General features: G+C 67.1%; 13 protein-coding genes. 7 read left to right on the top strand and 6 right to left on the bottom strand.

The window, feature by feature from the left end:
- The 4 genes from ACWIQA_RS00815 to rplU form a co-directional block, all read right to left on the bottom strand.
- On the bottom strand, window positions 1–284 hold a 284-nt coding region (locus ACWIQA_RS00815), incomplete at its 3' end, for an amino acid kinase family protein (protein WP_448581164.1).
- A gap of 10 nt (window positions 285–294) precedes the next feature.
- On the bottom strand, window positions 295–1,329 hold the full coding sequence (gene obgE / locus ACWIQA_RS00810) for a GTPase ObgE (RefSeq protein WP_448581163.1): 1,035 nt from the start codon (window positions 1,327–1,329) through the stop codon (window positions 295–297).
- 72 nt (window positions 1,330–1,401) lie between these two features.
- Complete coding sequence (gene rpmA / locus ACWIQA_RS00805) at window positions 1,402–1,671, bottom strand: 50S ribosomal protein L27 (protein WP_448581162.1); 270 nt, start codon at window positions 1,669–1,671, stop codon at window positions 1,402–1,404.
- A 22-nt stretch (window positions 1,672–1,693) separates the two neighbouring features.
- Window positions 1,694–1,987: a 50S ribosomal protein L21 gene (gene rplU, locus ACWIQA_RS00800; RefSeq protein ID WP_448581161.1), complete on the bottom strand. Its 294-nt coding sequence runs from the start codon at window positions 1,985–1,987 to the stop codon at window positions 1,694–1,696.
- 187 nt (window positions 1,988–2,174) lie between these two features.
- On the opposite strand from rplU, the gene ACWIQA_RS00795 reads away from it, so the two are divergent.
- Entirely contained in the window at window positions 2,175–3,419 is a 1,245-nt protein-coding gene (locus ACWIQA_RS00795; protein ID WP_448581160.1) for an amidohydrolase family protein, read from the top strand.
- 65 nt (window positions 3,420–3,484) lie between these two features.
- On the opposite strand, the gene ACWIQA_RS00790 is transcribed toward ACWIQA_RS00795, so the two are convergent.
- Window positions 3,485–4,240, bottom strand: a complete 756-nt coding sequence (locus tag ACWIQA_RS00790) for a hypothetical protein (RefSeq protein ID WP_448581159.1) — start codon at window positions 4,238–4,240, stop codon at window positions 3,485–3,487.
- Entirely contained in the window at window positions 4,237–5,847 is a 1,611-nt protein-coding gene (locus ACWIQA_RS00785) for a lysine--tRNA ligase (RefSeq protein ID WP_448581158.1), read from the bottom strand. The genes ACWIQA_RS00790 and ACWIQA_RS00785 overlap by 4 nt, the downstream gene beginning before the upstream one ends.
- On the opposite strand from ACWIQA_RS00785, the gene ACWIQA_RS00780 reads away from it, so the two are divergent.
- The 6 genes from ACWIQA_RS00780 to ACWIQA_RS00755 are packed head-to-tail and all read left to right on the top strand — an operon-like array spanning window position 5,846 to window position 12,286.
- Window positions 5,846–8,596, top strand: a complete 2,751-nt coding sequence (locus tag ACWIQA_RS00780; protein WP_448581157.1) for an ATP-dependent DNA helicase — start codon at window positions 5,846–5,848, stop codon at window positions 8,594–8,596. The genes ACWIQA_RS00785 and ACWIQA_RS00780 overlap by 2 nt on opposite strands.
- Window positions 8,584–9,117: a SixA phosphatase family protein gene (locus ACWIQA_RS00775; RefSeq protein WP_448581170.1), complete on the top strand. Its 534-nt coding sequence runs from the start codon at window positions 8,584–8,586 to the stop codon at window positions 9,115–9,117. Before ACWIQA_RS00780 ends, ACWIQA_RS00775 begins: the two co-directional genes overlap by 13 nt.
- On the top strand, window positions 9,114–9,674 hold the full coding sequence (locus ACWIQA_RS00770; protein ID WP_448581156.1) for a VOC family protein: 561 nt from the start codon (window positions 9,114–9,116) through the stop codon (window positions 9,672–9,674). Before ACWIQA_RS00775 ends, ACWIQA_RS00770 begins: the two co-directional genes overlap by 4 nt.
- A gap of 37 nt (window positions 9,675–9,711) precedes the next feature.
- Complete coding sequence (gene alr, locus ACWIQA_RS00765; protein WP_448581155.1) at window positions 9,712–10,737, top strand: alanine racemase; 1,026 nt, start codon at window positions 9,712–9,714, stop codon at window positions 10,735–10,737.
- Window positions 10,734–11,519: an MlaE family ABC transporter permease gene (locus tag ACWIQA_RS00760; RefSeq protein ID WP_448581154.1), complete on the top strand. Its 786-nt coding sequence runs from the start codon at window positions 10,734–10,736 to the stop codon at window positions 11,517–11,519. Before alr ends, ACWIQA_RS00760 begins: the two co-directional genes overlap by 4 nt.
- Window positions 11,516–12,286 (top strand): ABC transporter ATP-binding protein, encoded by a 771-nt coding sequence (locus ACWIQA_RS00755; RefSeq protein ID WP_448581153.1) that lies wholly within the window; start codon window positions 11,516–11,518, stop codon window positions 12,284–12,286. The genes ACWIQA_RS00760 and ACWIQA_RS00755 overlap by 4 nt, the downstream gene beginning before the upstream one ends.
- The last annotated feature ends 92 nt before the right edge of the window (window positions 12,287–12,378 follow it).

Raw genomic sequence — 12,378 nt, 5'->3', positions numbered from 1 at the left:
CCGGCAAGCCGGATCTGGCCCACAGCTGCTGCGGCCTGCGCATCCTCGAGGCTGGCCCGCCCGCCGCCCCTGAGCCCCAGCAGCCGCGCCCCGAGCGCAATCGCGCCCGACGAGACCAGGATGATGCGCTGCCCACGGGCCGCGCAGGCGGCGACATCGCTGGCAAGTGTCGCGAGCCATTCCCGCCGGGCGCTGCCGTCGGCTGCCACCAGCAGCGAGGATCCCACCTTGACGACGAGGCGCGCCGCGTCGCGGAACGGGCCGAGCCGCGCGTCGGTGCTCATGAGGACCTGCTCAGAGCGGCGACCATGCGGCGGCAGCGGGTACGGGCTCGGCCGCCGGCAGGCCGAGGGCTTCCAGCACACGGTCGAGCATGGCAGAAAGCCCCTCGCCGGTCGCCGAGGAGATGGCGAGCGGCTCCTGGCCCGAGGCCCGGGCGAGGTTCCGCCGCGCCTGCGCAAGGCGCGCCGGGCTTGCCGCATCCGCCTTGGAGAGGAGCAGGATTTCCGGCTTGGCGGCGAGGCCAGCGCCATAGGCTTCGAGCTCGGCGCGCACGGTGCGGTAGTCTCGCATCGGGTGCGGGCTCGTTGCGTCGACGAGATGCAACAGGACGCGGCAGCGCTCGATGTGGCCAAGGAACCGGTCGCCGATGCCAAGACCTTCGGCTGCACCTTCGATGAGGCCGGGAATGTCGGCCACCACCACTTCGCGGCCGCGGTGCGCTGCCACCCCGAGCTGGGGCTTCAGCGTGGTGAAGGCATAGGCCCCAACCTTCGCATTCGCCCGAGTGATGGCATTGAGAAGGCTCGATTTCCCGGCATTGGGCAGGCCGAGGAGGCCGACATCGGCGAGGAGTTTCAAGCGCAGCCAGACCGACATTTCCTGGCCTGGGAAGCCCTTCTGGAACTGGCGCGGCGCCCGGTTGGTGGAAGACTTGAAATGGGCATTGCCCTTGCCGCCATCGCCGCCTTTCAGCAGCACGACACGCTGGCCGGGTGAGACCAGGTCCGCAAGAAGCGTGCGCGCTTCGTCATCGGCCAGCACTTGGGTTCCAACCGGCACGGGAATCACGAGATCTGCGCCGGCTGCACCCGTCCGGTTCGCACCCATGCCATGGGTTCCGCGCGGGGCGCGGAAATGCTGCTTGTAGCGAAAGTCGATGAGCGTGTTGAGGCCAGGCACGGCCTCAAAAATGATGTCGCCACCTCGGCCGCCGTCGCCGCCATCTGGCCCGCCGAACTCGAGGAACTTCTCGCGCCGGAACGAGACGCAGCCGTCGCCTCCCCAGCCAGAGCGCAAATGGATCTTGGCCTGGTCGAGGAACATCATGGAAGGGAACCGCCGGACAAGGAAAAGGCCGGGCAGGCGCCCGGCCTCGTGCGCGCCCGACCGGTGGCGAGGTTACTTGGCGGCCGCCGCCTCGACCACGACCGAGACATATTTCCGGCCGAGCTTGCCTTCATGGAAGCGGACCGCGCCGTCGGCAGTTGCAAAGAGCGTGTGATCGCGGCCGATCCCGACATTGGTGCCGGGATAGAATTTCGTGCCCCGCTGCCGCACGAGGATGTTGCCAGCAAGAACGGCCTCGCCGCCAAACTTCTTGACCCCCAGCCTTCGGCCGGCCGAGTCCCGGCCGTTGCGCGAGGAGCCGCCTGCCTTCTTGTGTGCCATGGTGACCTCCTGGGTAGCGCGATCAGGCGATCGAGACGATGCGCAGCACCGTCTGCAGCTGGCGATGCCCGTTCTTGCGGCGGTAGTTGTGGCGCCGCCGCTTCTTGAAGATGATGACCTTCTCGCCCTTGTTCTGGGCCAGGATCTCGGCGGTCGCCTTGATCCCCTTGACGGCCTTGAGCGCGCCATTCTCGGCCAGCAGCAGCACATCGAGCGCAACCGTGTCACCCGCCTCGCCCGGCAGACGCTCGACTGTGATGCGATCTTCGGGCGCAACCCGATACTGTTTTCCGCCCGTGCGAACCACCGCGAACATCGCAAACCTCAACAAAAGGGCCCAGCCTCAGGGCCCGAACAGGAGCGCAAGGCAGGGCCTGCGCGAGGCAGCGGCTCATACGCCAGCGCCAGCCTCCTTGTCAACGGGATAGGACGTCGGCAGGAAGACAGCCTCAAGACCAAAAGGGAGATGCCATTTGCGATGCCTTCTGGTGGCGCTTGCGGCCTTGCTTCTCGCGTTCCCGGCTGCTGCCGAAATCATTGCGATCCGCACTACCCGCCTCCTTGCGGATCCGCGCTCCGGCATGCCGGTACCGGCCACCCTTCTCGTTGAAGGTCAGCGGATTACGGCCATCCTCGGGCATGAGGCGGTTCTTCCTTCCGGTGCGCGACTGGTTGATCTTGGCAAGGCGACAGTCGTGCCTGGTCTCATCGACTGCCATGTCCATATCACCAGCGATCCTGGCCGCGGCCCCCTTTATGCTGTGACGGTGCCGCCTGAGCGCCATGTTGCGATCGGCGCCAAAAATGCGCTTGTGACTGCGCGCGCTGGCTTTACAACCGTGCGCGATCTGGGCTCCGCGCCGCTGACTGCGCTCGCACTGCGCGATTCCATCCGCGATGGCGAGCTGCCCGGCCCCCGCATCCTCGCCTCAGGCCCGGCCATCTCCATCATCGGGGGTCATGGCGACGTGACCGGCTACCGCCCCGAAGTGCTGGCAGCGCTTTCCAATCACAACACCTGCACAGGCGCCGAGCAATGCATGGCCCGCGTGCGCGAAGCCGCGCAGCGCGGCGTTGATGTCATCAAGATTACGGCGACTGGTGGTGTCCTCTCGCAGCAGGCGCGCGGGCTTGAGAAGCATTTCACCGATGCCGAGATGCGCGCCATCGTCGAGGCGGCGACCAGCCTTGGCCTCAAGGTCGCAGCCCACGCCCATGGCGACAGCGGGATTGCCGGGGCTGCCACTGCCGGGGCGGTTTCGATCGAGCATGGCACCTTCATGAGCGCTGCCACCATGCGGATCCTGCGCGAGCGCGGCACCTGGTTCGTCCCCACCCTCATGGCAACCCAGGGCCTCGTCGACCGGCTTGGCAAGTCCATCTACACGCCTGTCGTTGAAGTGAAGGCCCGCCAGGCGGTTGCGGCCTGGGGCAGGGCCCTTCATGCTGCGGTTCGCGCAGGTGTTCCGATTGCCTTTGGCACCGATGCTGGCGTGTTCGAGCATGGCAGGAATGGGGAGGAATTCGCCCTCATGGTCGAAAAAGGTGGCATGAGCCCGCGCGCAGCGCTGGTCTCGGCCACGACCGGAGCCGCCACCATGCTTGGGATGCTCGAGGACATCGGCACGCTTGCGCCTGGCAAGTTCGCCGACATCGCCGCCTTCGATGGCGACCCGCTCACTGACCCTGCCGCGCTCACACGGCCCGTTTTCGTGATGACGGCGGGCCGCATCATTCCGATGCCCTGAGACTGGCGTGCGTTCCGGTTGCGCCGTCTGCCGCGGGCGGGGCAGGCGTCGGCAGCGCCGAAACCCTAGCTGATCTGGCCCAGTGGCGACAGCCGCCTGGCGAGCATCGCAGCGCGCGCGGGATCGCGATCGCGCAGGGCCTCGAGCACTTGCCGCCCCCTTGCCTGGACCAGCCGCTCATAGGCGTCAGCAGGGCGGTTGCGCTCGGCGCGCGCGAGCAGGGTCTCGGCTTTGGGGGCATTGCCGGGATCAAGCGCAAGCAGTGTGAAGGCATAGAAGACGGGATAGAGCACGGAGCCACCATCGAGCGCGATGGCGCGGTCGAAATGGCGGATACTCTCCTCCTTGCGCGCGCCGACTGTCGTCCGGGCGAGAAAGGGGCCGACAGTTGCAACGGTTTCGCCATGCCAGCCGCCGAGGATCGCATGGGCGAGCGCATTGTCGGGCTCGCGCGCCAAAACCGTCTCGACATCGCGGCGCGAGGCCTTGGCATTGCCGGCGGAGCCCTTGAGCTTGCCAAGATAGCCGGTCACGATCGCGCGTTCGAGGAGGGCGCGCATGTTGCGGGGCTCGGCGGCGACTGCCTGGTCGGTTGCGGCAACCGCTTCCTCGAGAAGCACCCGCGCGCGGGCCTTGTCGGTCACCTGGTAGGTCGCGATCACCGAGAGCGCCCGGGCCTCGGCAATCCGGTCGGCTGCGCTCGTCCCCTTGCGACCGAGGGCTGCCGCCTCATTCCATCGGCCGGCAGCGAAGGCTTCGACGGCTGGCGTGGCACCCGCCGGCGCTGCGAGCAGAACAGCCAGGACAAGCATGGGAATCATGGGATGGTCTCGCGCAGGGATTCGTTGATGCGCCGCCTTGTCGCACCGGTTCCATACAGGGCGATGAATGTTCCCATGCGTGGCCCGTCACTGCGGCCAAGGAGGATCTCGTATAGGGCCTGGAACCAGCGCCGCAAGGGCTCGAAGCCGTGGCGCTTGCCGATTGCGTAGACTTCGTTCTGGATCGCCTCGGCCGGTGCGTCGGGATTGGCGGCGAGCCAGTCGGCAAGCTCGACGAGCGCTGCTGCCTCCTTGGCATCAGGCAGGCGCCGCGCGAGCGTCGGGGCCACATGGTCGCGGTGGAAGGCAAGGGCATGCTCGATCATGGCCGCAAGCCGCGGGTCGCCAACCGGGTCTGAAGCTGGGGCATAGCGCTGCAGATAGTCGCCAATCACATGGGCGTTGGCCTGGCCCGCGACCGCCACGAGATTCAGGAGCAGCCCGAAGCTGACGGGTGGCAGTGGCGGCGGCGGCCCATTGTGGACATGGAAGACCGGGTTTCCCAGCCGTTCCTTTGCCGGCTGGGCTGGAAAGGCGGCGGCGAACTGGAAATACTCCTCCATCGCTCGCGGAATGACGCCAGCGTGGAGCTTCTTTGCCACCCGCGGCTGCTGGTACATGTAAAGCGCAAGGCTCTCGGGCGGAGCGTAGGCCAGCCATTCCTCGATGGTGAGGCCATTGCCCTTGGTCTTGGAAATCTTGGCCCCTTCGGCATCCAGGAACAGCTCGTAGATGAACCCTTCGGGCGGGCGGCCCCCGAGGATCCGTGCGATCTGTGATGAAAGTGTGAACGAGTCGATCAAGTCCTTGCCCGCCATCTCATAATCGACACCAAGCGCCACCCAGCGCATCGCCCAATCCACCTTCCACTGGCACTTGGCGTGCCCGCCTGTCACTGGGACGGTCACGCGCGCGCCAGTCTCGGGATCGTCATAGCTGATGGTGCCGGCCGCCAGGTCACGCTCCACGATGGGCACCTGCAGGACACGCCCGGTGCCTGGGCAAATCGGGAGGAAGGGGGCGTAGGTTGCTCGCCGTTCGGGCCCAAGTGTGGGGAGCACCACGTCCACCACCTCGTCATAGTGTTCGAGGATGGAAAGCAGCACCGAGTCGAACCGGCCGGAGCGGTAGCAGTCGGTTGCAGACAGGAACTGATAGTCGAAGCCGAACCGGTCGAGGAAGGCCCGGAGCCGCGCATTGTTGTGGGCGCCGAAGCTCTCATGGGTTCCAAAGGGGTCGGGAACGGCGGTCAGCGGCCGGTCGAGATGGGCCTTCAGCATCTCCTGCTTCGGCAGGCCGGGTGGCACCTTGCGCATCCCGTCCATGTCATCGGAAAAGGCAATGAGCCTGGTTGGAACGCCCGGGCACATGAGCTCGAACGCGCGCCGCACCATGGTCGTTCGCGCCACCTCGCCAAAGGTGCCGATGTGCGGCAGGCCCGAGGGACCATAGCCAGTCTCGAACAGCACGCCGTCTTCGGGAAAGCCGTTCGGGTAACGGGCGATAATCTTGCGCGCTTCCTCAAACGGCCAGGCCTTGTTGACTGCAGCTTCCGCGCGCAGCTCGGCTAGCTCTTCGGCAGGGAATGCGGCAAGACCTGTCTCCATGGCCACTTCCTTGCCATATCCGGCGTGCGTCGCAACCCACGGCGCTGCCTGGATCGCAGAGCCTGGCCAGGAAGCGGAGCCGGTCGATCCGCGCGCCGCCGCCCGGCGGCTGGCGGAAACCCCCCACCTTCTCCTCAATGCGCCGATGACTGCGGCCCGGCTTGGCCTTGCCGAATGCTCGGGTCTTGATCTCCTTGAACTCTTCGCCTTCGTCTACCCGGCGCAGTTCCTCGTTCCCTCGGCAGCAGGGCTGGCCGCTTTCCTCGGCCTGTCCCCGCCGGAGGGCCCTGCCGCCGAGACGGCCTTCCTCTCGAGCGCTGCTGCCGCACTTCTTGCCCCGCTCCTGGAGCCCAGGTGGCCAGCGCGCGCCGGTGCATTCGAAAGCGCGCTGCGGCTCGCTCGGCGCGGCTGGGGCTGGGCAGCCGAAGTGAAGCAGCGGCTGCCGGCACCGCCCCGACCCGAAGCGTCGCTGTTCGAGGCGCTCCCGAAGTTCGAGGAGATGCCGCCTCGCCCGGCGGCCCGCCCCGTCCGGCTTGCGCAGGCCGAAGTCGATTCGACCCTTGAGAAGATGCGCGGAAGCCGCCGGGAACCCCGGCCAATGCAGCGCGCCTATGCGCAAGCCATGCTCCACGCGCTCCAGCCAAGGGAGGAGAAGGAAGGCCCCAACCTTGTTGTCGCCGAGGCGGGGACGGGAATCGGCAAGACTCTTGGCTATCTTGCTCCGGCTGCCCTCCACGCCATGAAAACTGGCGGCGCAGTCTGGATCTCGACGTACACGCGCGCGCTCCAGCGCCAGCTCCTGGCCGAGACCCGGGCAAGTTTGCCGTCTCGCATCGGTGGCCGCGCCATTGCGGTGCGCAAGGGGCGGGAGAATTATCTCTGTCTCTTGAATCTTGAGGATGCGCTGCGGACGGGCGTGTCCGGGCGTGGCGCCGTCCTTGTTGAGCTCATCGCCCGCTGGGCCCGCTTCACGGCCGACGGCGACATGGTGGGCGGCGACTTGCCAGGCTGGCTTCCGGCCCTGTTCCGCAGCCGTGTTGGCTTACCTGCGCTCACCGACCGGCGCGGCGAATGCATCCGTGCCGCCTGCCCGCATTTCCGAGCCTGCTTTATTGAGCGAAGCGTCCGCACCGCCCAGCAGGCCTCGCTCGTGATTGCGAACCATGCGCTCACCATGTCGGTTGCCGCCCGCGGCGGCGGCGAGGTTCCGCGCCGGCTCATCTTCGACGAAGGCCATCACCTGTTCGACGCAGCCGATGGCGCCTTTTCGCTGCTGCTTTCAGGCGGCGAGGCGATCGAGCTTCGCCGCTGGATCCTCGGCCCCGAGCGAAGCGGCAGGCATAGCGGCCGCCGGCGTGGCCTCGCTGCCCGCCTCCTCGACCTTGCCGCCCATGACGGGGCCGGCGCCGCCGCGCTTGCGAAGGTGTGCGAAGCCGCCACCGCGCTCCCCGCCGACCAGTGGCTCGACCGCCTTGGCGCTGATGCACCCGAAGGCCCGGTCGAGACTTTCCTTGCCTGCGTCCGCCGGCAGGTGTTGACTCGTGCCGAGGACAGCGAGCTCGGCCACAGCCTCGAGACCGCGATTGCCGACCCCTTGCCTGGCCTCGTCGAGGCGGCCGAAGCAGCCGCGCGCGCGCTTGACGTGCTGCGCCAGGCCATGGTTCGGCTCGGCGTCGAGCTGGACCGGGTGGCAAATGTCCGGCCGGACTGGCTCGATGCCCCCGGCCTTGCTCGGATCGAGGCGGCGCAGGCCGGGCTTGCCGATCGCGTCACTCTGGTTGACGCCTGGCGCAAGATGCTCGCGCGGGTTGGAGGTGCACCCGATCCGCGCTTCGTCGACTGGTTCGCGATCATCCGCGCCAGCGGCAGCGAACGCGATATCGGCCTGTTCCGCCACTGGCTTGACCCGCTCGAGCCGCTGGCGCGGGCTGTGCTCAGCCGGGCCGACGGCGTTGCTGTCACCTCCGCGACCTTGGCCGAGGCCGAGGATGATCAGCGCTCCCTCGCATCTGCCATCGGCGCGCCCTATCTGCCCACCGCGCCACGCCTGTTCCGTGCCGAAAGCCCATTTGATCATGCACGCCAGGCCCGCGTGTTCATTGCAACCGACGTGACTCCGCGCGATCCGGCCATGCTCGCGCTCGCCTTCGCCCGCCTCATCCGAGCCGCCGGTGGCGGCACGCTTGGCATCTTCACAGCCATTGCGCGGCTGAAGGCAGTCCACGCCCGGCTTGCCGACCAGCTCGCTGCCGAGGGCCTGCCGCTCTTTGCCCAGCATGTCGATCCCATGGATGCAGGAACCCTGGTCGAGCTGTTCCGTGCCGACCGCCGGGCTTCGCTCTTTGGCACCGACGCGCTTCGGGACGGAGTCGATGTCCCCGGTGATTCGCTGCGCCTCCTCATCTTCGAAGGCGTGCCCTGGTCCAGGCCAACCATTCTTGAGACGGCGCGCCGTGCTGCCGGCGGCGGGCAAGCCCATGAGGATCAACAGGTCCGCCGCCGTCTTGCCCAGGCCTTCGGCCGGCTCATCCGTCGAGCGGATGATCGCGGCGTCTTTGTGCTCCTGGGGCCGCAAGTGCCATCGCGGCTCCTTTCCGCCTTCCCCAAGACTGTCCCAGTCTGCCGGCTGCCGCTTGCCGAGATTGCCGCGGAAACCGCGGCCTTTCTTGGGAGCGCTTGCCAGCCAGCCGCCACCTTCCTAGGGGAGCCAGGGAAGGCAGCAGCGAGAGGATGGGGTTGCGAACGCTGAGCCTGCTGCGCCATGCCAAGTCGAGCTGGGATGATCCCATCCAGCGCGACTTCGACCGGCCCTTGAATGCCCGTGGCCGCCGCGCGGCTGTGCGCATGGGCCAGTATCTCCACGACACTGGGCTCGTTTTCGATCGCGTGCTCGCCTCGCCCGCCGTCCGGGTGCTTGAGACCCTCGAGGGCGTGGAGGAAGGTCTCGGCCGGAGCCTCGGCGCCATCCTTGACCGGCGGATCTACATGGCCTCGGCAGTCGGTCTCCTTGATCTCCTCCAGACGACGGAGGATGTCCCGCATTTGCTCCTCGTTGGGCACAACCCCGGTCTTGAGGATCTTGCTCTCCTTCTCACGCCTGAAGACGACGCGCCCTTGCGTGCTGCCATCGTCGAGAAATACCCGACTGCAGCCCTTGCAACGCTTGCATTCGCCTGCGATTCGCTTGCCTTGATCCGGGAAGGGGAGGGCAGGCTCATCCGCTTCGTCCGCCCCCGCGACCTCGACGAAAGCCTCGGGCCCGACGCATGATCCTCCTGCTCCTCCTTGCTGCTGCTGCCGAACCCCCGGCACCCGCACCGCGCGCCGCCGGGGTCGAGGCCCCGGCCGAGCGCGTTCCAACCGACATCCGGCGCCTCACCATCCTGGTCCGCGATATTGAGCACAGCCTGAAACTCTACCGCGACGTGCTGGGGCTGCGCATCAACTATGATTCCGAGATCAGGGTCTCAGGTATCGCACTTCCGGCTGGCGTGCCCGGCAACATGACTCGGCTCGTGCTCTTGAACGGCAACGACCCATGGATTGGCTGGATCGGCCTCATGCAATTTACCGACCCGCCGCTCCCCGACCCAGGCCCCTACCCGACACGCCTCGGTTTGGGCGGCCATGTGCTGGTTGCCAACACCGACGACGCCAGGACCCGCTGTGCCATGGCCAAGGCGGTTCCCGGAGTCCGCATGACGGCTGAGCCTCGGCTACAGATCTATGCGGGCCGCAATGGCGGGCCGCCCATCCGTGTGCTTGGCTGCAACTTCTTTGATCCTGACGGCACCTTCATCGAACTGAACCAGATTCTGAAGGATTAGCTAGGCCGGACCGCGGCCTTGGCCTAGGCAGGCGCGCGTGATTCCGCTTCGCATCATGATCGACCGCGAGGCCCTGGCAGCGAACTGGCGCTGGTTCCGCGACCGGGCCGGCGTGCCTGCTGCCGCTGCGGTCAAGGCCGACGGCTATGGTCTCGGCGCCCGGCTGGTGGTGGAGACCCTCTACGCCGAGGGCGCCCGCTCGTTCCTCGTTTCGACCTTTGCCGAGGCGGATGCGCTTGGCCCGCCCGGTGCCGGGGCCGAGGTGCTCGTCCTCCACGGCTTCACGAGCGAAGAGGCCCCAGTGGCAGCCCGGCTGCCCTGGGTGCGCCCCGTCCTCAATACGCAAGCACAGGTTGCCGCTTGGGCTTCGGCCTTTCCGGGCCGCCCGGCCGACCTCATGGTTGAGACCGGCATGCACCGACTTGGCCTTGCCCCGGATGATGTCCAGGCGGCCATAACAGCCGTTCCGGTCGCAACCATCCACAGCCACCTCGCAACTGCCGATGAGCCCGACAACCCGATGGCCGAGGCCCAATGCGCGCGCTTACGTGCCCTTGCCGCGGCCGCGCCTCGCTATCGCTACAGCCTCGCCAACTCGGCTGCCATCTGCCGGGGCCCCGCCTTCGCCTTTGATCTTGTCCGCCCCGGCCTCGGGCTCTACGGCGGCCTGCCGCATCCTGCTGCCAGGGTGCGGCGGGTTGCCTCCATTGCTGCGCGCGTCATCCAGGTGAAGCCACTCGCGCCCGGTGCGCCAGTCGGCTATGGCGCCACCTGGCGTGCGCCTGGCCCAGCACGGGTTGCAACCCTCAACCTCGGCTATGCCGACGGCATGTTGCGCGCTCTTGCGCCGGCGCTCCGCTTCTCGGCTGGAGACCGGATTTGCCCTGCCGTCGGCCGCATTTCGATGGATATGATTGCCGTGGATGTGACGCGCGCTGATGTGACCGAAGGGGATTGGCTCAGGCTTGATTTCGACTTGCCTCGTCTTGCTGCTGCATCCGGCCTTTCGCAGTATGAGCTTCTGGTGATGCTCGGCCGGCGGTTCGAGCGGGTTGCCGCATGACGGCGCTTGCCCGTCTGCTGATCGCCATCGGCACCTTTGCAATCGCAGCCCTTGGCGCGCTCGGCCGCATGGCCCTGTTTGCAGTCGAGGCCCTGGTGCGCGCGGCTCGGCCACCCTGGTATCCGGCTCGTCTCCTCGAGCAGATGGCCCTTGTCGGCTGGTTTTCGCTTCCCGTCGTTGGGCTGACTGCGCTGTTCACTGGGGCTGCACTCGCCCAGCAGGTCTTCGTCGGCGGCAGCCGCTTCAACGCCGAGTCAACCGTGCCAGCCATCACTGTCATTGCCATTGTCCGCGAACTTGGCCCAGTGCTTGCAGGCCTCATGGTTGCCGGCCGAGTTGCAAGCGCCATGGCTGCCGAAATTGCGACCATGCGGGTGACCGAGCAGATCGACGCGCTTGTCACCCTGCGCACAGACCCGTTTCGCTACCTCATCGCTCCGCGCCTCCTGGCGTCGACGCTGATGCTTCCGCTTCTCGTCATCATTGCCAACATCATCGGCGTGCTCGGCGGTTTTCTCATTGCAACCACCCGGCTCGGCTTCAACAGCACTGCCTATCTCGTGACCACCGCCCGCTACCTCGAATGGGAGGACACGCGCTCCTCGCTCGTCAAGGCCGCCGTATTCGGATTCATCCTGGCCCTTGCGGGCTGCTACAACGGCTATCGCTCCAGCGGCGGCGCTGCCGGAGTCGGCCGCGCCACCACCAATGCCGTGGTCGCCGCCTTCATCCTCATCCTCCTTGCCAACCTCGTCATCACGGTGCTGGTGTTCGGCGCATGACTTTGCCCCGCCTGTCCCTGCGCGGCGTGCGCAAGCGCTTCGGCGCCAAGCAGGTTCTTGACGGCGTTGATCTCGACATCTGGCCCGGCCAGTCGATGGTTGTCATCGGAGGCTCGGGTGCTGGCAAGTCGGTGCTCCTGAAATGCGTCCTCGGCCTGCTTGCGCCCGACAGTGGCTCCATCCTGCTCGACGGCGAGGACCTTGTCCGCATGTCTGGCCGCAAGCGCGACTTGGCGCGCGCCCGCTTTGGCATGCTCTTCCAGGGTGGTGCCCTCTTCGACTCCCTTCCCGTCTGGCGCAACGTCACCTTCGCGCTGACGGCCGGACGCTCCGGGCGCGCCGCCGAGCTCAGAGCACGCGCCATCGAAGAGCTCGCCAAGGTCGGCCTTGGCGCAGACGTTGCTGACCTCAAGCCGGCCGCACTTTCCGGCGGAATGCAGAAGCGGGTGGCGCTTGCCCGCGCCATCTGCGCCAGGCCCGACATCCTTTTCTTCGACGAGCCGACCACAGGCCTTGATCCCATTATTGCTGGCGTCATCAACCGCCTCATCCGCGAGCAGGTCGCAGCCCTTGGCGCAACAGCGCTTTCGATCACCCATGACATGGACTCTGCCCGACTCATCGCCGATCGCGTCGCCATGCTCGCCGAAGGCCGGATGATGTGGGAAGGCCCGGTCGACGCACTCGACCGCTCAGGCAACCCTTGGGTCGAGCAATTCGTCGAGGGGCGCCCGGAAGGACCCAGCCGCGCTGCCAGCCTCGCCTGAGCCCGTGGCCGCCATTAACCATTGCAGCATTGCCAAAGGATTGCAGGACATGCTGCGCTGTGTCATGCAATTGGAACGCTGAGCAGCTAAGG

It is taken from the genome of Thermaurantiacus sp., assembly GCF_053487655.1.
Note: the sequence above shows the minus strand (reverse complement) of the source record. Positions and strands in the feature narration are given on the sequence as shown.